The sequence below is a fragment of the Paraburkholderia sp. BR13439 genome (assembly GCF_040948805.1).
Lineage (GTDB): Bacteria > Pseudomonadota > Gammaproteobacteria > Burkholderiales > Burkholderiaceae > Paraburkholderia > Paraburkholderia youngii.
Map to the genome: position 1 here is coordinate 342,068 of NZ_JBFPKN010000006.1, position 21,284 is coordinate 363,351.

A 21,284-nucleotide genomic window follows, 5' to 3' on the forward strand; every position below is an offset into this window, starting at 1 on the left:
TTCTCGAGCCGTCGTGTGGTGCTGAAATGGCCGTGCTTTGCGAATCAATTTCGCTAAAGGCGAGAATCTGAATCGGGTGCTGACAAGAACATCGAAAAGGTGATGCGGGCACTGCGCCCAGACCGGTATGAATGATCCGGCCTGATCCGGGGCAATACCTACATCAGCACGATATCGTACTGCTCCTGACTCAAATTCGACTCCACCTGCAACGACACCGGCTTGCCGATGAAATCGATCAGCATCGCCAGATGCTGCGACTCTTCCTCGAGAAACAGATCGATCACCTGCTGCGCAGCGACCACGCGAAACTCGCGCGGATTGAACTGCCGTGACTCGCGCAGAATCTCGCGCAACACGTCATAGCACACCGTGCGCGCGGTCTTCACCTGCCCCTTGCCCTGGCAAACCGGGCACGGTTCGCACAGCACATGCGCGAGCGACTCACGCGTACGCTTGCGTGTCATCTCGACGAGCCCGAGCTGCGAGAAGCCGTTGACGGTCACCCGCGTGCGATCGCGCGACAACGCTTTCTTCAGTTCCCCTAGCACCTGGTCGCGATGCTCGGCGTTTTCCATATCGATGAAATCGATGATGATCACGCCGCCCAGGTTGCGCAGCCGCAATTGCCGCGCGATGGTATGCGCGGCCTCGAGGTTGGTCTTGAAGATCGTGTCGTCGAAGTTGCGCGCGCCGACGTAACCGCCGGTGTTCACATCGATCGTCGTCATCGCCTCGGTCTGGTCGATCACGAGGTAGCCGCCCGACTTCAGGTCCACGCGACGCGACAGCGCGCGCTGAATCTCGGCCTCGATGTTGTACAGATCGAATAGCGGCCGCTCGCCGGTGTAGTGATGCAGCTTCGACGATACCGCCGGCGTGAACTCGGCCGCGAAATCGGCGAGCATCTGATGCGTCTCGCGCGAATCGACCTGGATGCGCGACGTTTCATCGTTGACGAAATCACGCAGCACGCGCTGCGCGAGATTCAGATCCTGGTAGAGCAGGCTGGTGGGCGGCATGCGCTGCGCCTGCGACAGAATCGTCGCCCACGTCTTGCGCAGATACGCCACATCGGCGGCGAGCTCTTCGCTCGTCGCATCCTCGGCGATCGTACGCACGATGTAGCCGCCTTTCTCGTCGGCGGGCAGCACGGCGGTCAGTCGCGCGCGCACGGCCTCGCGCTCGGCCTCGCTCTCGATCTTCTGCGAGATGCCGATGTGCGGTTCCTGCGGCAGATAAACGAGCGTGCGCCCGGCGATGCTCACTTGCGTGGACAGCCGCGCGCCCTTCGTGCCGATTGGGTCCTTGACGACCTGCACCATCAGCGTCTGACCTTCGAAGACGATCTTTTCGATCGGCTGATGCGGTGTTTGATGTTGCGCTTCGCCGGCAATGCGCGGATGCCAGATGTCGGCGACGTGAAGGAACGCAGCGCGTTCGAGGCCGATGTCGATGAACGCCGATTGCATGCCAGGCAGCACGCGCACGACCTTGCCGAGATAGACATTGCCGACGCGCCCGCGCGACAGCGTTCGTTCGACATGAAGTTCCTGGACGGCGCCCTGTTGAACGAGCGCGACGCGCGTTTCCTGCGGCGTGACATTGATCAGGATTTCTTCATTCATGGTGTTGTTCTAGAAGTCGATGCGCGCTGCACGCAGGAGGGCAGCGGTTTCAAAAAGCGGCAAACCCATGATACCCGAATAGGACCCGTCTATATGCTCGATAAACTCGGCCGCGCGTCCCTGCACGCCATAGGCACCCGCCTTGCCGAGCGGCTCGCCGCTCGCCGCATAGCGACGCAACGCGTCTGCGTGCACTGCAGCAAAACGCACCTTCGACACCGACAACGCCGCTGGCAGCAGCGCGCCGTCGGCATCGATCACGGCGAGCGCGGTCAGCACTTCGTGCGTGCGGCCCGCGAGGCGCGTGAGCATCGCGACCGCATCGTCGGCGTCGATGGGCTTGCCGAGAATCGCGTCGTCGATCGTGACGGTGGTGTCGGCGACGAGGATCGGCCGCACCGCGTGACCAGCGGCCACGAGACGCGCGCGCGCCGCATGCGCTTTCGCAATGCATACGCGCCGCACGTAGTCGCGCGCGTGTTCGCCGGGCCGTTCGGCTTCGAGCGCTTCGGCGTCTTCATCGGGGCGCGGCAGCAGCAATTCGTAACGCACGCCGAGCTGTTGCAGCAGCTCCTGGCGGCGCGGGCTTTGCGAGGCGAGGTAGACGAACGGATGCAGCGAAGCGGAGGGTGTGGGCATGAACGGGTCTCGATGGAGCGGGGAACGGATGGCGTGGCGGCGGTGAACGCGGATGGGCGTGGAAGAGCGGGCGGGGCGAGCTTGATTCGGCGACGCGATCGATGCGCCGAATCCATTCATGGCATCGATGCGCGGCGCGTCGGGCGCATCATCGCAGGAAGTGGCGGCAACGCGTTCAAGAAGCGTATCGACCAGAGCACCCGCGACGTGCCATCAACAACGAACGGTTGCCCGGCGTCGCCGCGCTGGCTCCGGCCCTCACGCGCGATGATACGGGTGATTTTGCGTGATGGTCCACGCACGGTAAAGCTGTTCGGCCAGCAGCACGCGCACCATTGCGTGCGGCAGCGTGAGGCTCGACACGCGCAGCATCATATCGGCGCGTGCTTTCAGCTCGGGATCGAGACCGTCCGCGCCGCCGATCAGAAAGGCCACGTCGCGGCCGTCCTGCTGCCAGCCCGGCAACGCGCCCGCGAGCTGCATCGTGGTCCAGTCCTTGCCGCGTTCGTCGAGCGCGACGATGCGCGCGTTCTTCGGCAACGCGGCTTCGATCTTCTGCCGCTCGGCGGCCATCACGCTTTCGGCCGAACGGCCCGACGAGCGCTGCTCCGGTTTGATCTCGCGCAGCTCGATGCGCAGCTCGGGCGGCATGCGCTTGGCGTATTCGTCGAAGCCGGTCGCGATCCAGTCCGGCATCTTGTGGCCGACGGCGAGGATATGCAGTTTCATTGCGACGAAAGTAGCGGTGTGGCCGACACGGCCCGCTTACTTGCGGCGCGCGCTAGTCTTGCGCGCGGGCTTCGCGGCAGGCAAATCCTCGTCTTCCTCGTCGTCGGGCTCGCTTGCACGCGCGCCGCCGAACGGACTCGGCGTAGACAGCTTGATGCGCACCGGCTTGTCGCCCCAGATTTCCTCGAGGTTGTAGTACTGGCGCAGCGCCGGCTGCAGGATGTGGACGATCGCGTCGCCGCAATCGACCAGCACCCATTCGCCGATGTCCTCGCCCTCGGTGCTGACGATCTCGCCGCCGGCTTCCTTCACGCCTTCGCGCACGCTCGACGCGAGCGCCTTGGTTTGCCGGTTCGACGTGCCACTCGCGACGATCACGCGATCGAACAGCGAGGTCAGGTGGCTGGTGTTGAACACTTTGATGTCTTGCGCCTTGACGTCTTCGAGAGCGTCGACGATTACGCGCTGCAGTTTGCGAATATCCATGGAGTTACCGGTGGTACAGATGATGTTGAAGAATATAGTCCCACACCGCGGCGGGGACGTGACTCGTGGCCTGATCCTGGGCGGTGTCGCTCGCACCCGCGTGGACCAGCCGCTGGTTGACCTGCTCGCGCAGCTGCGCGCGAATGTCGGTGGCCGAAACGTTGAACGCGAGCGTCGTGTCGATCAGCAGATGGCCGCAGGGCGTGGCCTGCAGCACCTCGGCTTTCGCGCGGCGCGCGGCGATTTCCCTCGCCACCGCGGGGGCGACCGACGCGAGGTTGAAGCCGGGCCGCGTGGCCGCGCCGATATGCGCGAGCTCGAACAGGCGCCGCCAGTCGCGCCACGTGTCGAGATGCACCAGTTGATCCGCGCCGATCAGCAGTGTGATCGATGCGTCGTCGCCTTCGCGCTCCCGCCAGCGTTGCAGCGTGTCGACCGTGTAGGTCGCGCCCTCGTGCTCGATTTCGTCGGTTGCGACGCGCACCGTCACGCCGGGGATCGCGAGCGACGCAGCCGCCGCGCGCGTCATCGCGAGTCGATGTTCGGCAGGCGATACGTCGGCTTTCTGCCACGGCTGGCCCGCCGGCAGCAGCACCAGTTCGGTCAGCCGCAGCACGTCGGCGAACCGCCGCGCGAGCGCGAGGTGACCGTCGTGGATCGGATCGAAAGTGCCGCCCAGAAGACCAATCCGGCGGGGCAGCGCGACAGGGTGAGCGTTCGGCTTCAGGTGAGGATCCTTTGTCGTGACCGTAAGCGACACGGGTGGCGCGTCACACCCACTCCCGCGGCACGAGGAAATCGCTGTACAAGCGAGCTTCCGGCGTGCCCGGCTCGGGGTGCCAGTTGTAGCGCCAGTTCACCACGGGCGGCATCGACATCAGGATCGATTCGGTGCGTCCGCCGCTCTGCAGCCCAAATAGTGTGCCACGGTCGAAGACCAGATTGAACTCGACGTAGCGCCCGCGCCGGTAGGCCTGGAACGCCCGTTCAGCTTCGCCGTAGGGCGTATTGCGGCGCCGCTCGATGATCGGCAGGTACGCCTTGAGAAAACCTTCGCCGACGCTTCTGAGCATCGCGAACGATTGCTCGAAGCCGGGCGCCGAGAAATCGTCGAAGAAAATCCCGCCGATGCCGCGCGCCTCGTTGCGGTGCTTCAGGAAGAAATACTCGTCGCACCAGCGCTTGAAGCTCGGGTACAGGTCCGCGCCATATGGCGCGAGCGCGTCGCGGCACACCTGATGGAAATGCCGCGCGTCCTCTTCGTAGCCGTAGTAGGGCGTCAGATCCATGCCGCCGCCGAACCAGAACACCGGCTCTTCGCCTTCCCTGGTCGCAATGAGCAGGCGCACGTTCATGTGCACGGTCGGGCAGTGCGGATTGTGCGGGTGCAGCACGAGCGACACTCCCATCGCCTCGAAACCGCGCCCGGCCAGTTGCGGCCGCGCGGCGCTCGCCGAGCCCGGCAGCGCGTCGCCGGCGACGTCCGAGAAGCCGATGCCGGCGCGCTCGAAGAACTGGCCGCCTTCGAGAATGCGCGTGACGCCGCCGCCGCGCAGCTTCTCGCCGGGTCCGCGCTGCCATGCGTCGGTCGCGAATGCGGTGCCATCGAAGGCGCCCAGCGTGTCGGCGATATGCGATTGCAGGCCTTGCAGCCAGTTGCGCACGGCTTGTGCGTCGTAGCTCGAATTGCTCATGAATGCAGGTTCTTCGAAAGAGGGCGACGGCCGCGTTCGCGCCGGGTTGGCTGCCGGGACGCTCGGACCGCGCGTTCGGATGGCACGGACGCAGTAGACGGATGGAGAAAGCGGTTTGCCGCTTCGGTCGATCCGCGGGCTCCGTGCCCGCCTGTCGCGACGAGCGCGAAAAATGCAGTGTAGCGCGCGTCGTGCCGCGCGCCCGCGGCGCGCTGTCGCGCGTGGGCGCCGCTCGCACGGCGCCCGGCGGTACCGCTTATTTGCCGTCGTGCTTGCGATTGAGCGCGCGATAGCCGATGTCGCGGCGGTACTGCATGCCGTCGAAGGCGATCTGGTTGATCGTGTGATAGGCGGCCGCCTGCGCGGTGCGCACCGAATCCGCCAGACCGACGACGCACAGCACGCGCCCGCCCGAGGTAGTGAGCTTGCCGTCCGTCAGCGTGGTGCCGGCGTGGAACGTGACCGAATCCGCGGTTTCGGCGGGAATGCCGTTGATGCGGTCGCCCTTCCTCGGCGTGTCCGGATAGTTGTGCGCGGCGAGCACGACGCCGAGCGCGGTACGGCGGTCCCATTCGAGCTCGACGGTGTCGAGCGTGCCGGCGATCGCGTGTTCGACCACTTTCGAATAGTCGCCCTTCAGACGCGCCATGATCGGCTGCGTTTCGGGGTCGCCCATCCGGCAGTTGAATTCGAGCGTCTTCGGGTTGCCTTGCGCGTCGATCATCAGGCCCGCGTACAGGAAGCCGGTGTAGCGGATGCCTTCCTTCTCCATGCCGCGCACCGTCGGCAGGATGATTTCGCGCATCACGCGCGCATGCAGCTGCGGCGTGACGATCGGCGCGGGCGAGTAGGCGCCCATGCCGCCCGTGTTCGGGCCCTGGTCGCCGTCGAGCAGACGCTTGTGATCCTGGCTCGAAGCGAGCGCGAGCACGTGCTTGCCGTCGACCATCACGATGAAGCTCGCTTCCTCGCCGGCGAGGAACTCCTCGATCACGACGCGCGCACCGGCGTCGCCGAGCTTGTTGTCCGACAGCATCATGTCGACCGCGGCGTGCGCTTCTTCCAGCGTTTGCGCGACCACCACGCCCTTGCCGGCGGCGAGGCCGTCGGCCTTGATTACGATCGGCGCGCCCTTGGCGTCCAGATACGCGTGCGCGGCGGCGACGTCGGCGAAGGTTTCGTACTCGGCCGTCGGGATGCCGTGGCGCTTCATGAACGCCTTGGCGAAATCTTTCGAGCTTTCGAGCTGAGCGGCTTCTTTGGTCGGCCCGAAGATCTTCAGACCGCGCGAGCGGAACAGGTTGACGATGCCTGCCGCGAGCGGCGCTTCCGGCCCGACCAGCGTGAACGCGATCTGTTCTTTTTCGACGAAATCGGCGAGCGCGGCTGGATCGGTGATGTCGACGTTGAGCAGACGCTCATCCTGAGCGGTGCCGCCGTTGCCGGGCGCGACGTAGACGAGCTGAACCCGCGGCGATTGCGCGAGCTTCCATGCCAGCGCATGTTCGCGACCGCCGGAACCGACGACGAGTAACTTCATGTGAATCCCCGAGACTTAAAAACCATAAACGGCCGAGCGCTGTGCTCGGCCGTGCAATAAACCATCGACAGCAAGGGCAAACGATGCGAAAGCCCGGCGCGCCATTATTCGCCGGCGATCGACGCGTTTGTATAGACTTCCTGCACGTCGTCCAGATTTTCCAGCGCGTCGAGCAGCTTCTGCATTTTCACGGCGTCGTCGCCGGTGAATTCGACTTCGGTCTGCGGCTTCATCGTGACTTCGGCCAGTTCGGCCTTGAAGCCCGCCGTTTCGAGCGCTGTCTTCACCTTCGAAAAATCGTTCGGCGGGCACAGCACTTCGATACTGCCGTCCTCGTTCGTCACGACGTCGTCGGCGCCCGCCTCTAGCGCGGCTTCCATCAGCGAGTCTTCGGCGGTACCGGGCGCGAACAGGAACTGGCCGACGTGATCGAACATGAACGACACCGAGCCGTCCGTGCCCATGTTGCCGCCGTTCTTCGAGAACGCGTGACGCACTTCCGCGACCGTGCGGGTGCGGTTGTCGGTCATCGTGTCGACGATCACCGCCGCGCCGCCGATGCCGTAGCCTTCGTAGCGGATTTCCTCGTAGTTCGCGCCTTCCGCGCCGCCGACACCGCGCTGGATCGCGCGGTTGATGTTGTCCTTCGGCATGTTGGCGTCGTACGCCTTGTCGACCGCGAGCCGCAGACGCGGGTTCGAGTCGATTTCGCCGCCGCCCATACGCGCCGCGACCTGGATTTCCTTGATGAGCCGCGTCCAGACCTTGCCGCGCTTGGCATCGGCCGCTGCTTTCTTATGCTTGATGTTGGCCCATTTCGAATGACCCGCCATACTTTTCTCCGTCGCGCGCGCCAGCGGGGCGCACGCATAGTGCAATTGTCGTTGCGATGTCGGGCGCCTCGCGGGTTGCGCCTCGCGTGTCGTGTCCCGATCCCAAACCGTCAGGTGATAGGCTGCCGGCCGCTCGCGCTCGTTGCTCGGCTTGTTGCTCGGCTTGGCCCGTCGGCGCGGCCACTCCTGCCGCCGATCTCAGCCTGGCCGTTCCCGCGCGTCGTTCCACGCTTGCCCGCCGGCAGGCGTTCGAGCCGGTTCATGCATGAGCCGCGGCCCAAGCGGGGCCGCAGGGCGGCAGCGCGATGGAAGCGGGGCAGCTTGCGCGGCCAGGCGCCGCATGACCTGATGCGAAGGCGCGGGGCGCCGGTCGAAATTGCAGACGGTGGTGCGAGTGATCGTGCGAGTCGAGCCGCTCATCGAGCGGATTCGAATTTTATCACGCCGCGAGGGTGCGGCAGAGGGGGCCGCGGCGCGAAACCGGCCGCAAATGCAATGAAATCGAAGTGAAAATGAATGGAGGCGGCGCGGAAGTGTCACCGGGACGGCCGGATGCCGTCGAAAGCGGGGGCGGCTTTAGGGCAGGGACACTGCCGAACCACCCCGCCGGCTCCTGCGCATCAGTTCTTCGTACCGAACAACCGGTCGCCCGCGTCGCCCAGGCCCGGCACGATGTACGCATGCTCGTTCAGATGCGAATCGAGCGACGCGACGAACAGCTTGACGTCCGGGTGCGCGTCCTGGAACACCTGCACGCCTTCGGGCGCGGCGACGAGCGCGAGGAACAGGATGTTCTCGGCGGCCACGTTGCGGCGCTTGAGCACATCGACCGCGTGCACGGCCGAGTAGCCGGTCGCGACCATCGGATCGCAGAGGATGAACACGCGGTCTTCGAGGTCCGGCAGCCGCACCAGGTATTCGACCGGCCGATGATCCTCCGCGCGATACACGCCAATGTGGCCGACCCGCGCCGACGGTACCAGCTCGAGCAGGCCGTCCGACATGCCGACGCCCGCGCGCAGCACCGGCACGATTGCGAGCTTCTTGCCGGCGATCACCGGCGCGTCGATTTCGACGAGCGGCGTGGTGATGCGGCGCGTCGTCATCGGCAGGTTGCGGGTGATTTCGTAGCCCATCAGCAGCGTGATTTCGCGCAGCAGTTCGCGGAACGTGCGCGTCGACGTGTCCCGGTCGCGCATGTGCGACAGCTTGTGCTGGATCAGCGGGTGATCGAGGATGAAAAGATTGGGGAAACGGCTGTCCTGGGTCATGGCGGGCTCGCGCGCGGCGGCAAGGTGGATCGGTTCGGCGCGCCCATCCGTTGGTTTCACCAGCGCCCGAAGCTCGGACGAACGGAGGAAATGCGCGCCACCGCGCAAGTTTACCGAAAGAGTACCGCCCGGCGATACCTGAGATTGAAGCGACGCGGCACAGTCCGGCACCGATTCTTCTAGAATCTGGGGAAACTTCGCTATGAGGGCATCCACATGGACTTGGGAATCGCAGGACGTACCGCGCTGGTTTGCGCGGCGAGCAAAGGTCTGGGACGCGGCTGCGCGGAAGCGCTCGCCGCCGAGGGCGTCAACCTGACGATCGTCGCGCGCACCGCCGAAACGCTCGAAGCGACCGCCGAGGCGATCCGCAAGCAAAGCGGCGTCGAGGTGAAGGCGGTCGCATGCGACATCACCACGCCCGAAGGGCGCGCCGCCGCGCTCGCCGCCTGCCCGCAGCCGGACATTCTCGTCAACAACGCGGGCGGCCCGCCGCCGGGCGATTTCCGCGACTTCACGCACGACGACTGGATCCGCGCGCTCGAAGCCAACATGCTGACCCCGATCGAGCTGATCCGTCAGACCATCGACACGATGAGCGCGCGCGGCTTCGGGCGCATCGTCAACATCACGAGCTCCGCGGTGAAGGCGCCGATCGACGTGCTCGGCCTGTCGAATGGCGCGCGCTCGGGGCTGACCGGTTTCGTCGCGGGTCTCGCGCGCAAGGTCGCGCCGACCGGCGTGACGATCAACAACCTGCTGCCGGGTCTGTTCGATACCGACCGCATCGCGGTCACGATCGAGGCGCAGGCGAAGACGCACAACATTTCCATCGACGAAGCGCGCAAGCAGCGCATGAAGACGATCCCCGCCGGGCGCTTCGGCAATCGCGAAGAATTCGGCCGGGCCTGCGCGTTCCTGTGCAGCACGCATGCCGGCTACATCACCGGGCAGAACTGGCTGATCGACGGCGGCGCGTATCCCGGTACGTACTGAGCTGGTACGTACTGAGCAGGCACGAACCGACGTCACCGTCACATCACAACAACGATATTCACAACGGTTTGAGGAGTCTTAAGTCATGAGCACCCGCATTGCGCTGATCGCACACGATCACAAGAAGGACGACATCGTCAAACTGGCCGGGGAATACGTCGACACGCTCGCGCGCTGCGAGATCGTGGCGACCGGCACGACCGGCGGACGCATCAGCGACGCGCACGGCCTCACGGTCGAGCGCATGTTGTCGGGCCCGCACGGCGGCGATCTGCAGATCGGCGCGCAGCTCGCCGAAGGGCGCGTCGACATGGTGATTTTCCTGCGCGACCCGATGACGCCGCAGCCGCACGAGCCGGACATCAACGCGCTGGTGCGCGCGTGCGACGTGCACAACATTCCGTGCGCGACGAATATTTCGACCGCGCGCATGGTGCTCGACGTGCTGACGCTGCGCCTGTCCGGCGAGGCGTGAGCGCGCGCGTCGCCGCACCCACATTTCTACAGATCAAGGAGACATGATGGCCAAGGCAATCCGATTCGACAAAACCGGCGGCCCCGAAGTAATGAAATGGGTCGACGTCGAGGTGGGCGAGCCCGGTGCGGGCGAGATCCGTATTCGCCAGACGGCGGTCGGCCTCAATTACATCGACGTGTATTTCCGCACCGGCCTGTATCCGCTGCCGCTGCCGGGCGGGCTCGGCATGGAGGCGGCCGGCGAGGTCAGCGCGCTCGGCTCGGGCGTGAGCGGTCTGAAGGTCGGCGATCGCGTCGCGTATGTCGCGCGGCCGCCCGGCGCGTACGCGCAGGAGCGCGTGCTGCCGGCCGCGCAGGTCGTCAAGTTGCCTGATGCGGTCAGCGACGAGCAGGCCGCGTCGGTGATGCTGCAAGGCTTGACCGCGCAGTATCTGCTGCGCCGCACGTATCGGGTGAAGGCCGGCGACACGATCCTGATTCAGGCCGCGGCGGGCGGCGTCGGCCTGCTCGTGTGCCAGTGGGCGAAGGCGCTCGGCGCGACGGTGATCGGCACGGTCGGTTCCGACGAAAAAGCCGAGATCGCGAAAGCGCACGGCTGCGATCACGCGATCGTCTACACGCGCGAAAACTTCACGAAGCGCGTACGCGAGATCACCAACGGCGCGGGCGTGCCGGTCGTCTACGATTCGATCGGCAAGGACACCTTCGAAAAGTCGCTCGACTGTCTCGCGCCGCTCGGCCTGTTCGTGAGCTTCGGCAACGCGTCGGGTCCGCTGCCGCTGATCGACTCGTCGGAATTCGCGGGACGCGGTTCGCTCTTCTTTACGCGCCCGACGCTTTTCACCTATATCGCGAAACGCGCCGATTACGAGGCGATGTCGGCCGAGTTGTTCGACGTGCTGAGCTCGGGCAGGGTCAAGACGAGCATCAATCAGCGCTATGCGCTGCCGGATGTCGGCGAGGCGCATGCGGAGCTCGAAGGGCGCCGCACGACGGGGTCGACGATCCTGCTTCCGTAAAAAAACTTCGCGGCCTCCGGCTGCGCTACCCGACCTCCACCAAGGCCGTTTCATCGCGAGATGAAACGGCCTTGTCCGTTTACGCGATTTTTACGCGCACCGCGCAATCTTTGACCAGCCCTTTAGGCGGATCGGCATACCGTTGCATCTATCCAAAATCCGTAAATGGGGAAACAAAATGGATGTGCTGTATGTCGGGGGCCTGGCGCTGTTTGCCGTGCTGACCTTTGGGCTGATTGGCGGCTGCGAGAAGCTGATGCAGTTCCGTCGCGGACAGGGAGCACGCTGATGACCTGGATGCTGTGGCTGGCCGGCGCGTCCACCGCGCTGCTGTTCGTTTATCTCGTGTATGCGCTGCTGCGCGCGGAGGACATTGAATGAACACGAACGATGTCCTGCAGGCGAGTCTTTTTATCGTCGTGCTACTGGCCGCCGCGGTGCCGGTGGCGAGCTATCTGGGCGCCGTGATGGACGGCAGCTCAAGCGTGGTGCGCTTCGGCGCGCCGCTCGAACGGCTGCTTTACCGTATCGCGGGCGTCGATCCAGCGGCGGAAATGGGCTGGAAGCACTACGCGATCGCCACGGTCGCATTCAACGTGCTCGGCGTGGCGTTCCTGTACGTGCTGCTGCGCGTGCAAGGGTGGCTGCCCGGCAATCCGCAGCAGTTCGGCGCGATGTCGGTCGACAGCGCGTTCAATACCGCAGTCAGCTTCGTGTCGAACACCAACTGGCAGGACTACACGCCCGAGCAAACGGTCAGCTATCTGACGCAGATGCTCGGCCTGACCGTGCAGAACTTCCTGTCGGCGGCGACCGGCATCGTCGTCGTGATCGCGCTGATTCGCGGCTTCGCCCGGCATACCGCGCAGACCATCGGCAACTTCTGGGTCGATATCACACGGGTGACGATGTACGTGCTGCTGCCGATGGCGGCGATCGTCGCGGCACTGCTGATGAGCCAAGGTGTGATCCAGAACTTCAAGGCGTATCAGGACGTGCCGACGCTGCAGACCACCACCTACGCCGCGCCGAAGCTCGACGCGCAAGGCAATCCGGTGAAGGACGCGAAGGGCAATCCGGTGACGGTCGACACGCCCGTGAAGACGCAGACCATCGCGATGGGCCCGGTCGCGTCGCAGGAAGCGATCAAGATGCTCGGCACCAACGGCGGCGGCTTCTTCAACGGCAACTCCGCGCATCCGTACGAAAACCCGACGCCGTTCTCGAACTTCGTGCAGATCTTCTCGATGCTGATCATTCCGGCGGCGCTCGCACTCGTGTTCGGCCGCGTGATCGGCGACCGCCGCCAGGGTGTCGCGGTGCTTGCGGCGATGACGATCGCGTTCGGCGTCTGCGTGTTTGGCGAGATCAGCGCCGAGCAAAGCGGCAATCCCGCGTTCACGGCGCTCAAGGTCGATCAGTCGGCGAACGCGCTGCAGGCGGGCGGCAATGCCGAAGGCAAGGAAACGCGCTTTGGTATCGCGCAGTCGGGCATCTTCACGGTCGCGACCACGGCGGCTTCGTGCGGCGCGGTCGCCAATACGCACGATTCGTTGACGCCGATCGGCGGCCTGTACCCGATGCTGTTGATGCAGCTAGGTGAAGTGATCTTCGGCGGTGTCGGCTCCGGCATGTACGGCATGCTCGTGTTCGCGCTGCTCGCGGTCTTCGTCGCGGGGCTGATGATCGGGCGTACTCCTGAATATGTCGGCAAGAAGATCGAGGCCTACGAGATGAAGATGGTGTCGATCGTGGTGCTGCTCACGCCGCTGCTCGTGCTGGTGGGCACCTCGATCGCGGTGCTGACCGACGCGGGCAAGGCCGGCATCGCGAACCCCGGCGCGCATGGCTTCTCCGAAATCCTCTACGCGTTCAGCTCGGCCGCGAACAACAACGGCAGCGCATTCGCGGGTCTGACCGTAAGTACGCCGTTCTACAACTGGCTCACCGCGATCGCGATGTGGTTCGGCCGCTTCGGCACGATCGTGCCGGTGCTCGCGATCGCCGGCTCGCTCGCCGCGAAGAAGCGCATCGGCGTTACCGGCGGCACGCTGCCGACGCACGGCCCGTTGTTCGTCGTGCTGCTGCTCGGCACGGTGCTGCTGGTCGGCGCGCTGACCTACGTCCCGGCGCTCGCGCTCGGTCCCGGCGTCGAGCATCTGATGATGATCGGCGTGCAGTGACGTGTGACGCGGGGCCTCGATCAACGACGCCCAACGACCGAACAGGCGCTTGCACGCGGCAAGCCCGCAAGCGCACAAGGATATTCGAGGATTCAATGACTGAACATAACGCTACGCGGTCCATGTTCGACCCGGCGCTGCTGCGTCCGGCGATCGTGGACTCCTTTAAAAAGCTCACGCCGCGCACGCAGTTTCGCAACCCGGTGATGTTCTGCGTGTACGTCGGCAGCATTCTGACGACCATTCTGTGGATCGCCGCGCTCGGCGGTCAGGCCGAGGCGCCCGCGGGCTTCATTCTCGCGGTCACGCTGTGGCTGTGGTTCACGGTGCTGTTCGCGAACTTCGCGGAAGCGCTCGCCGAAGGCCGCTCGAAAGCGCAGGCCGCGTCGCTGCGCAGCGCGAAGAAAGACGTGATGGCCAAGAAGCTCAACGAGCCGCATCCGAAGTCGCCGATCCGCATCACCACCGCATCGGATCTGCGCAAAGGCGACGTCGTGCTGGTCGAAACCGGCGACGTGATTCCGGCCGACGGCGAAGTGATCGACGGTGTCGCATCGGTCGACGAATCGGCGATCACCGGTGAATCGGCGCCGGTGATCCGCGAGTCGGGCGGCGACTTTTCGTCGGTGACGGGCGGCACGCGCGTGCTGTCGGACTGGATCGTCGTGCGCGTCACCGCGAATCCGGGCGAGGCGTTTCTCGATCGCATGATCGCGATGGTCGAAGGCGCGAAGCGTCAGAAGACGCCGAACGAAATCGCGCTGACCATCCTGCTCGTCGCGCTGACGATCGTGATGCTGCTCGCCACCGCGACGCTGCTGCCGTTCTCGATCTTCTCGGTCGAAGCCGCGAAAGCGGGCCACGTGGTCACGATCACCGCCCTCGTCGCGTTGCTCGTGTGTCTGATCCCGACGACGATCGGCGGCCTGCTGTCGGCGATCGGCGTGGCCGGCATGAGCCGCATGATGCAGGCGAACGTGATCGCGACCTCGGGCCGCGCGGTCGAAGCGGCCGGCGACGTCGACGTGCTGCTGCTCGACAAGACCGGCACCATCACGCTCGGCAACCGCCAGGCGTCGCAGTTTCTGCCCGCGCCGGGTCTGAGCGAAGAAGCGCTTGCCGATGCCGCGCAGTTGTCGTCGCTCGCCGACGAAACGCCGGAAGGCCGCAGCATCGTCGTGCTCGCGAAGCAGCGCTTCAATATCCGTCAGCGCGACATGGCCTCGCTGCACGCGGTGTTTCTCGCGTTCACCGCTCAGACCCGCATGAGCGGGGTCGATCTGTCGCCGCAAGGAACGCCCGCCGGAACCCACGGCCGTGAGATCCGCAAAGGCGCGGCCGATGCGGTCAAGCACTACGTCGAAGCGAACGGCGGCCGTTTCCCGAACGAAGTCAGCAATGTGGTCGCCGAGGTCGCGCGACGCGGCAGCACACCGCTCGTGGTCGCCGAGAAGGGCGAGCAGGGCGCGCGCGTGCTCGGCGTGATCGAGCTGAAGGACGTCGTGAAGGGCGGCATCAAGGAGCGCTTCGCCGAGCTGCGCAAGATGGGCATCAAGACCGTGATGGTGACGGGCGACAACCGTCTGACCGCCGCCGCGATCGCGGCCGAAGCAGGCGTCGACGACTTCCTCGCCGAAGCGACACCGGAGACCAAGCTCGCGACGATCCGCGCGCACCAGGCCGAAGGGCGTCTGGTCGCGATGACCGGCGACGGCACCAACGACGCGCCCGCGCTTGCGCAGGCCGACGTCGCGGTCGCGATGAACACTGGCACGCAGGCGGCGAAAGAGGCCGGCAACATGGTCGACCTCGATTCGAATCCGACCAAGCTGATCGAGATCGTCGAGATCGGCAAACAGATGCTGATGACGCGCGGTTCGCTAACCACGTTCTCGATCGCCAACGACGTCGCCAAGTACTTCGCGATCATCCCGGCCGCGTTCGCATCGACGTATCCGGCGCTGAATGCGCTGAACGTGATGCATCTCGCGACACCGACCTCGGCGATCATGTCGGCGGTGATCTTCAACGCGCTGATCATCGTGCTGCTGATTCCTCTTGCGCTTAAGGGCGTGCGCTACCGCGCGCTAGGCGCCGCGATCCTGCTGCGCCGCAATCTGCTGATCTACGGCCTCGGCGGGATCATCGTGCCGTTCATCGGCATCAAGCTAATCGATATGGTGCTGGCCGCGTTCGGCTGGGTGTGAGATGGATGAAAAGGGAAAGAGACTCATCATGAAAAATCTGTTCCGTCCGCTGATCGTGATCTTCGCGGTGCTGACCGTGGTCACCGGACTCGCTTATCCCGCGGTGATGACCGCGTTCGGCCAGGCGGCGTTCCACCAGCAGGCGAACGGCAGCCTGATCGAGCAGAACGGCAAGGTGGTCGGCTCGACGCTGATCGGCCAGCAGTTCGACGCGCCGCAGTATTTCTGGGGCCGGCTGTCGGCGACGAGCCCGATGCCGTACAACCCGCAGAACTCCGGCGGCTCGAACCTCGGGCCGAACAACCCGGCGCTGCTCGACGAGATCAAGGGCCGTCTCGACGCGCTGAAGGCCGCGGGCACCGACATGTCGAAGCCGGTGCCGGTCGATCTGGTCACGTCGTCGGGCAGCGGGCTCGATCCGGAGATCAGTCCGGCAGCGGCCGAGTACCAGCTCGCGCGGGTCGCGCAGGCCCGTCACCTCGCGCCGAGCGACGTGCAGGCGCTCGTCGAGCGCTACACGACGGGGCGCCAGTTCGGCGTGCTCGGCGAGCCGCGCGTGAACGTGCTGAAGCTCAATCTTGCACTCGATGAAATGAAGCGCGGTTGACGCGAAACGCAACGGCAACGCATCAGCCGCGCTTGCGGTTCATCGACAAAACAGCGGCGTCCGCGTGGCGCCGCTGCGCCATTTGCGGGCCGGCGCGGACCGTGCCAACATGCAGGCACCGCCGCTCGCACGACTATGACAATCAATGAGCATGAACCGCCCCGATCCTGACGAACTGCTCGACAAGCTGCAGCGCGACGAAGAAAAGCGTCTGCGCGGCAGGCTGAAAATTTTCTTCGGCGCGTCGGCTGGTGTCGGCAAGACCTATGCGATGCTGCAGGCCGCGCGCCGCCGCAAGGACGAGGGTATCGACGTGCTGGTCGGCATCGCCGAAACGCACGGGCGCGGCGAAACCGCCGCGTTGCTCGCGGGGCTCGACGTGCTGCCGCTCGCGCATATCGAGTATCGCGGCCGCAAGCTCGGCGAGTTCGATCTCGACGCCGCGCTCGCGCGCAAGCCGCAACTGATCCTCGTCGACGAACTCGCGCATTCGAACGTGCAGGGCGCGCGCCATCTGAAGCGCTGGCAGGACGTCTACGAACTGCTCGACGCCGGCATCGACGTCTATACGACCGTCAACGTGCAGCACCTGGAGAGCCTGAACGACGTGGTTGGCCAGATCACCGGCATCCGCGTGTGGGAGACCGTGCCCGATCGCGTGTTCGATCATGCCGACGAAGTCACGCTCGTCGATCTGCCGGCCGAGGAACTGCTCGACCGCATGCGCGACGGCAAGGTGTACATGGCGCAGCAGGCCGAGCGCGCGGTGCGCAACTTCTTTCGCAAGGGCAACCTGATCGCGCTGCGCGAACTGGCACTGCGCCGCACCGCCGATCGCGTCGATGCGCAGATGCGCGAGTACCGCGCCGATCGTTCGATCCAGCGCATCTGGCAGGCGCGCGAGCGGCTGCTGGTGTGCGTGGGTCCTGGTCCCGAAGCGCCGGCGCTGGTGCGCTCGGCGGCGCGCCTCGCCGCGAGCCTGAGGGCCGACTGGCTCGCGGTCTATGTCGAAACGCCCGCGTTGCAGCGTCTGCCCGACGCGCGCCGCGCACGCACGCTGAACGCGCTGAAGCTCGCCGCCGAACTCGGCGCCGAAACCGCGACGCTCGCCGCCACCGATGCGCTCGACGCGTTGATCGGTTACGCGCAGGCGCGCAACGTATCGAAGCTGGTGGCGGGCGCATCGTCGCGCACGGGCGTGAGCCGCTGGCTGCGCCGGCCGCTCGGCGAGCGCATCGCCGAGAAGAGCGGCGATCTCGATCTCACGCTGATTCGCGGGTCGTCGGAGCGCGACGGCGGCGAACAGCGCCATCTGTTGAACACGACCGCGAACGCGTGGCGCGAGGCATTGAGCGCGGCGCGCGAGCGTCGCTCGCCGCCGCGCGCGTATGCGTTCGCGCTCGCGATCGGCGCGGCGATCACGCTGCTGTCGAGCCAGCTGATCGACCGCATCGATCTGACCAACCTGGTAATGCTGTATCTGCTCGGCGTGATCTTCACCGCGGTGAAGCTCGGGCGCGGGCCGGGTGTCGTGCTGTCGTTCGCGAGCGTCGCCGCGTTCGATTTCTTCTTCGTGCCGCCGCGCATGTCGCTGTCGGTGTCCGATACGCAGTACCTGCTGACGTTCTTCGGCATGCTGCTGACATCGCTCGTGATCAGCCATCTGACTTCGAGCCTGCGCCGCGAGGCGAGCGTCGCGCGACGCCGCGAGCAGCGCACCGGCGCGATGTACGAGATGGCGCGCGAGCTCGCCGCGGCGCTTGCGACCGAGCAGATCGTCGGCATCGGCACGCGGCACGTGAGCGAGGTGTTCGGCGCGCGTGTCGCGATCCTGCTGCCCGACAGCGCCGATCAGGTCAAACAGAAAATCGAGGACCCCGACCCGGCGATCACGCTCGAAGGCGACGCGCTCGACCTCGACGTCGGCCAGTGGGTCTACGATCAGCAGAAGCCGGCCGGCCACGGCACCGACACGCTGCCGGCCGCCGCGGCGCTGTATCTGCCGCTGAAGGCGCCGATGCGCACGCGCGGCGTGCTCGCGGTCGTCGTGCGTGACGAGCGCGAGCTGACCGTGCCGGAACAGCGGCGCATGCTCGATGCGTTCGCCGCGCAGATCGCGCTCGCGCTCGAACGCGTGCATTACGTCGATATCGCGCGCGATGCGCTCGTCAACATGGAGTCGGAACGGCTTCGCAATTCGCTGCTGTCGGCGATATCGCACGATCTGCGCACGCCGCTGACGACGATCGTCGGGTTTTCATCGATGCTCGCACAGGGGCAGGGAGGGCAGGGGCCGACCGACCCGCAATCCGCCGCGCGTCGTAACGACGAACTCGTCGATGCAATCCACGAAGAAGCGCTGCGCATGACCGACATCGTCACGAATCTGCTCGACATGGCGCGCCTGCAGGCCGGCAGCTTGCAGCTGAACCAGCAATGGACGCTGCTCGAGGAGACCGTCGGCGCCGCGCTGCGCGCGTGCAAGCGCGTGCTCGCCGATCATCCGGTGCAGGTCACGCTGCCCGCCGATCTGCCGCTGCTGCATCTCGACGCGGTGCTGATGGAGCGGCTGTTCTCGAACCTGTTCGAGAACGCGGCCAAATACACGGCGTCCGGCACGCCGCTCATGATCGGCGCGCAGCAGATCGACGCGGATGGCGCGCCATTCGTGCGCGTGACGATCGACGACAACGGCCCCGGCCTGCCCGCCGGCATGGAAGCGCGCGTGTTCGAGAAGTTCACGCGCGGCGAGAAGGAGTCGGCGAAACCGGGCATCGGCCTTGGCCTCGCGATCTGCCGCGCGATCGTCGAGGCGCACGGCGGTACAATCGGCGCGCTCAACCGGACGGCCGCGGATGGCCACCTCGAGGGCGCGCGCTTCTGGTTCACACTGCCGGTCAAGACGCCGCCCGACGCGCCCGAGACGTTCGATACGCTCGAAGACGAAGGCGCCCCCGCCGCCGCCGACCTCAACCCGCTCACCCGACCCGCCCATGAGTGACCTGAGCATCACCGTCGTTCTGATCGAAGACGAAAAGCAGATACGCCGCTTCGTGCGCACGGCGCTCGAAGGCGAGGGCATCGCCGTGTACGACGCCGAGACCGGCAAGCAAGGGCTCGTCGAAGCGGCGACGCGCAAGCCCGATCTCGTGATCGTCGATCTGGGCCTGCCCGACACCGATGGCCTCGACGTGATCCGAGAGCTGCGTGGCTGGAGTGAGCTGCCGGTAATTGTGCTATCGGCGCGCACCCAGGAAAGCGAAAAGGTCGCCGCGCTCGACGCCGGCGCCGACGACTACCTGACCAAGCCGTTCGGCGTGTCCGAGTTGCTCGCGCGCATCCGCGCGCATCTGCGGCGGCGCAATCACGGCGGCGCGAACGAATCGCCGCAGGTGCGCTTCGGCGCGGTCACCGTCGATCTCGCGCTGCGCCAGGTCACGCGCGACGGCGCCGCGGTCCATCTGACGCCGATCGAATACCGGCTGCTCGCGACGCTCGTGCGCCACGCCGGCCGCGTGCTCACGCACCGGCAGTTGCTGCGCGATGTGTGGGGGCCGTCGCATGTCGAGAGTCACCACTATTTGCGCATCTACATGGCGCACCTGCGCGGCAAGCTCGAGCGCGATCCCGCGCAGCCGGAGCATATCGTCACGGAGACGGGCGTCGGGTATCGGCTGGTGGGCGCGGTGTGAGTTCGTTCGCGAAGCCGCTCCGTTATAATCTCCCGACGTAAGGACGACCTTACGCTTCTATCAATCATCGGGGACGGCCCCATATTTCATGGAGCTGTTTCGATGTCCTGGTTTCTTCTGTTGATCGCCGGGTTGCTCGAAGTCGCGTGGGCGGCCGGTCTCAAAACTTCCGAAAGTTTCACCCGTTTCTGGCCGTCCGTCTTCACGGTCGTGACCGCGCTCGGCAGCTTCGCGCTGCTCGCGCTCGCGATGCGGCAACTGCCGCTCGGCACGGCCTATGCGGTGTGGACAGGAATTGGCGCGGTCGGCGCGTTCGTTTTCGGCGTCGTGATGATGGGCGAGGCGCTGACGGTCGCGCGCGTCGCCAGTGCATCGCTGATCGTGATCGGCCTCGTCGGGCTGAAGCTGTCGTCGGGGCACTGACCCTCGGCTACGTCCGCCCGGCGCGCGGCCGCCATTGCCTGTAAGCCACAGCGCGGCCTCGCCGCTCTACGTCCTGCGAATCATCGTAGCTATAATGAGACAGCAACGACGTTGAGATTGCCCGCGGCCTGGCTGGCGCGGCCGGCTTGGCAAGCCTGACGGCTTCGGCGCGGAACCCCCGCTGGTTCCCGCCGCGGCGTCCGGCAAGCACAAAGCGCGTGGAGGCGGCCATGCTTGAATCACTTTCGCTTGCAGCGGGCCTTTCATGGGGCAGCGGTCTGCGCCTCTATCTAACGGTCCTTTTGGCCGGCGTATTAGAACGTCTTGGCCTGATTCACTTGCCGAACACATTGTCCGCGCTGTCATCGCCATGGGTGATCGGCGCGGCGGCCGTGCTGACGCTGGCCGAGTTCCTCGCCGACAAGATCCCCGCGTTCGACTCGCTGTGGGACGCGATCCACACTTTCATCCGCATTCCGGCCGGCGCCGTGCTGGCCGCCGGCGCGCTCGGCCACGCCGATCCGACGCTGCTGACCGTCGCCGCGCTCGCGGGCGGCACGCTCGCCGGCACTGCGCATCTTGCGAAGGCGGGCACCCGCGCGCTGATCAATCTGTCGCCCGAACCGCTGTCGAACGTCGTCACGTCGACCGCCGAGGACGGCCTCGCGGTCGGCGGGGTACTGCTTGCGCTATTCGTGCCGCTCGCGTTTCTGGTCTTGATGGTAGGCTTTCTGCTACTCGCGGCGTGGGCATTGCCGCGATTGTGGCGTGGCGTGCAGGGCGGTTTTCGCGGCATGGCCACGCACATGGTGTCGCGATTGGCGAGGAGCAGGCACGATTGAGCGAAGCACTACCAGGAT

General features: G+C 65.9%; 21 protein-coding genes. 12 read left to right on the forward strand and 9 right to left on the reverse strand.

Going from position 1 to position 21,284, the window contains the following annotated elements:
- Positions 1-158: 158 nt before the first annotated feature.
- The 9 genes from rng to upp all read right to left on the reverse strand — a co-directional run bounded on the left by rng (position 159) and on the right by upp (position 8,820).
- The gene (gene rng / locus AB3X96_RS15130) at positions 159-1,628 is read right to left on the reverse strand and encodes a ribonuclease G (protein WP_368590349.1); all 1,470 of its coding nucleotides are present in this window, start codon (positions 1,626-1,628) and stop codon (positions 159-161) included.
- 9 nt (positions 1,629-1,637) lie between these two features.
- Positions 1,638-2,267, reverse strand: a complete 630-nt coding sequence (locus AB3X96_RS15135) for a nucleoside triphosphate pyrophosphatase (protein WP_368590350.1) — start codon at positions 2,265-2,267, stop codon at positions 1,638-1,640.
- A gap of 258 nt (positions 2,268-2,525) precedes the next feature.
- Entirely contained in the window at positions 2,526-2,996 is a 471-nt protein-coding gene (rlmH, locus tag AB3X96_RS15140; protein ID WP_008919684.1) for a 23S rRNA (pseudouridine(1915)-N(3))-methyltransferase RlmH, read from the reverse strand.
- Between the two features lie 36 nt (positions 2,997-3,032).
- On the reverse strand, positions 3,033-3,482 hold the full coding sequence (rsfS, locus tag AB3X96_RS15145; protein WP_176109161.1) for a ribosome silencing factor: 450 nt from the start codon (positions 3,480-3,482) through the stop codon (positions 3,033-3,035).
- Between the two features lie 4 nt (positions 3,483-3,486).
- Positions 3,487-4,242 carry a nicotinate-nucleotide adenylyltransferase gene (locus tag AB3X96_RS15150; RefSeq protein ID WP_368590351.1) on the reverse strand — a complete coding sequence of 252 codons (756 nt, stop codon included), beginning with the start codon at positions 4,240-4,242 and terminating at the stop codon, positions 3,487-3,489.
- A 10-nt stretch (positions 4,243-4,252) separates the two neighbouring features.
- Positions 4,253-5,176: an oxygen-dependent coproporphyrinogen oxidase gene (gene hemF / locus AB3X96_RS15155; protein WP_368590352.1), complete on the reverse strand. Its 924-nt coding sequence runs from the start codon at positions 5,174-5,176 to the stop codon at positions 4,253-4,255.
- A gap of 256 nt (positions 5,177-5,432) precedes the next feature.
- On the reverse strand, positions 5,433-6,716 hold the full coding sequence (gene purD, locus AB3X96_RS15160) for a phosphoribosylamine--glycine ligase (RefSeq protein ID WP_176121282.1): 1,284 nt from the start codon (positions 6,714-6,716) through the stop codon (positions 5,433-5,435).
- Positions 6,717-6,820: 104 nt separating this feature from the next.
- Positions 6,821-7,549: a YebC/PmpR family DNA-binding transcriptional regulator gene (locus AB3X96_RS15165; protein WP_176121283.1), complete on the reverse strand. Its 729-nt coding sequence runs from the start codon at positions 7,547-7,549 to the stop codon at positions 6,821-6,823.
- 620 nt (positions 7,550-8,169) lie between these two features.
- Entirely contained in the window at positions 8,170-8,820 is a 651-nt protein-coding gene (gene upp / locus AB3X96_RS15170) for a uracil phosphoribosyltransferase (protein ID WP_013088896.1), read from the reverse strand.
- A gap of 216 nt (positions 8,821-9,036) precedes the next feature.
- Between upp and AB3X96_RS15175 the strand changes: the two genes are divergently transcribed.
- The 12 genes from AB3X96_RS15175 (at position 9,037) to AB3X96_RS15230 (ending at position 21,266) form a co-directional block, all read left to right on the forward strand.
- Positions 9,037-9,816, forward strand: a complete 780-nt coding sequence (locus AB3X96_RS15175; RefSeq protein WP_176109156.1) for an SDR family oxidoreductase — start codon at positions 9,037-9,039, stop codon at positions 9,814-9,816.
- Between the two features lie 85 nt (positions 9,817-9,901).
- Entirely contained in the window at positions 9,902-10,291 is a 390-nt protein-coding gene (locus tag AB3X96_RS15180) for a methylglyoxal synthase (protein ID WP_013088898.1), read from the forward strand.
- Positions 10,292-10,337: 46 nt separating this feature from the next.
- The gene (locus AB3X96_RS15185) at positions 10,338-11,312 is read left to right on the forward strand and encodes a quinone oxidoreductase (protein WP_368590353.1); all 975 of its coding nucleotides are present in this window, start codon (positions 10,338-10,340) and stop codon (positions 11,310-11,312) included.
- A 178-nt stretch (positions 11,313-11,490) separates the two neighbouring features.
- Positions 11,491-11,601, forward strand: coding sequence for a potassium ABC transporter ATPase (locus tag AB3X96_RS15190; RefSeq protein ID WP_129959723.1), 111 nt, complete (start codon positions 11,491-11,493; stop codon positions 11,599-11,601).
- Positions 11,601-11,693: a K(+)-transporting ATPase subunit F gene (gene kdpF / locus AB3X96_RS15195; protein WP_013088901.1), complete on the forward strand. Its 93-nt coding sequence runs from the start codon at positions 11,601-11,603 to the stop codon at positions 11,691-11,693. Before AB3X96_RS15190 ends, kdpF begins: the two co-directional genes overlap by 1 nt.
- A complete protein-coding gene (gene kdpA / locus AB3X96_RS15200; RefSeq protein WP_368590354.1) occupies positions 11,690-13,495 on the forward strand; it encodes a potassium-transporting ATPase subunit KdpA in 1,806 nt (601 codons plus the stop codon). Before kdpF ends, kdpA begins: the two co-directional genes overlap by 4 nt.
- 95 nt (positions 13,496-13,590) lie before the next feature.
- Positions 13,591-15,702 (forward strand): potassium-transporting ATPase subunit KdpB, encoded by a 2,112-nt coding sequence (gene kdpB / locus AB3X96_RS15205; RefSeq protein WP_368590355.1) that lies wholly within the window; start codon positions 13,591-13,593, stop codon positions 15,700-15,702.
- Between the two features lie 28 nt (positions 15,703-15,730).
- Positions 15,731-16,309 carry a potassium-transporting ATPase subunit KdpC gene (gene kdpC / locus AB3X96_RS15210; RefSeq protein ID WP_368590356.1) on the forward strand — a complete coding sequence of 193 codons (579 nt, stop codon included), beginning with the start codon at positions 15,731-15,733 and terminating at the stop codon, positions 16,307-16,309.
- 151 nt (positions 16,310-16,460) lie between these two features.
- Complete coding sequence (locus tag AB3X96_RS15215) at positions 16,461-19,310, forward strand: DUF4118 domain-containing protein (protein ID WP_368590406.1); 2,850 nt, start codon at positions 16,461-16,463, stop codon at positions 19,308-19,310.
- Complete coding sequence (kdpE, locus tag AB3X96_RS15220; RefSeq protein ID WP_176109149.1) at positions 19,303-20,001, forward strand: two-component system response regulator KdpE; 699 nt, start codon at positions 19,303-19,305, stop codon at positions 19,999-20,001. Before AB3X96_RS15215 ends, kdpE begins: the two co-directional genes overlap by 8 nt.
- Positions 20,002-20,103: 102 nt before the next feature.
- Positions 20,104-20,424 (forward strand): quaternary ammonium compound efflux SMR transporter SugE, encoded by a 321-nt coding sequence (gene sugE, locus AB3X96_RS15225; RefSeq protein ID WP_013088907.1) that lies wholly within the window; start codon positions 20,104-20,106, stop codon positions 20,422-20,424.
- Between the two features lie 230 nt (positions 20,425-20,654).
- A complete protein-coding gene (locus AB3X96_RS15230; RefSeq protein WP_176121291.1) occupies positions 20,655-21,266 on the forward strand; it encodes a DUF4126 domain-containing protein in 612 nt (203 codons plus the stop codon).
- Positions 21,267-21,284: the final 18 nt, after the last annotated feature.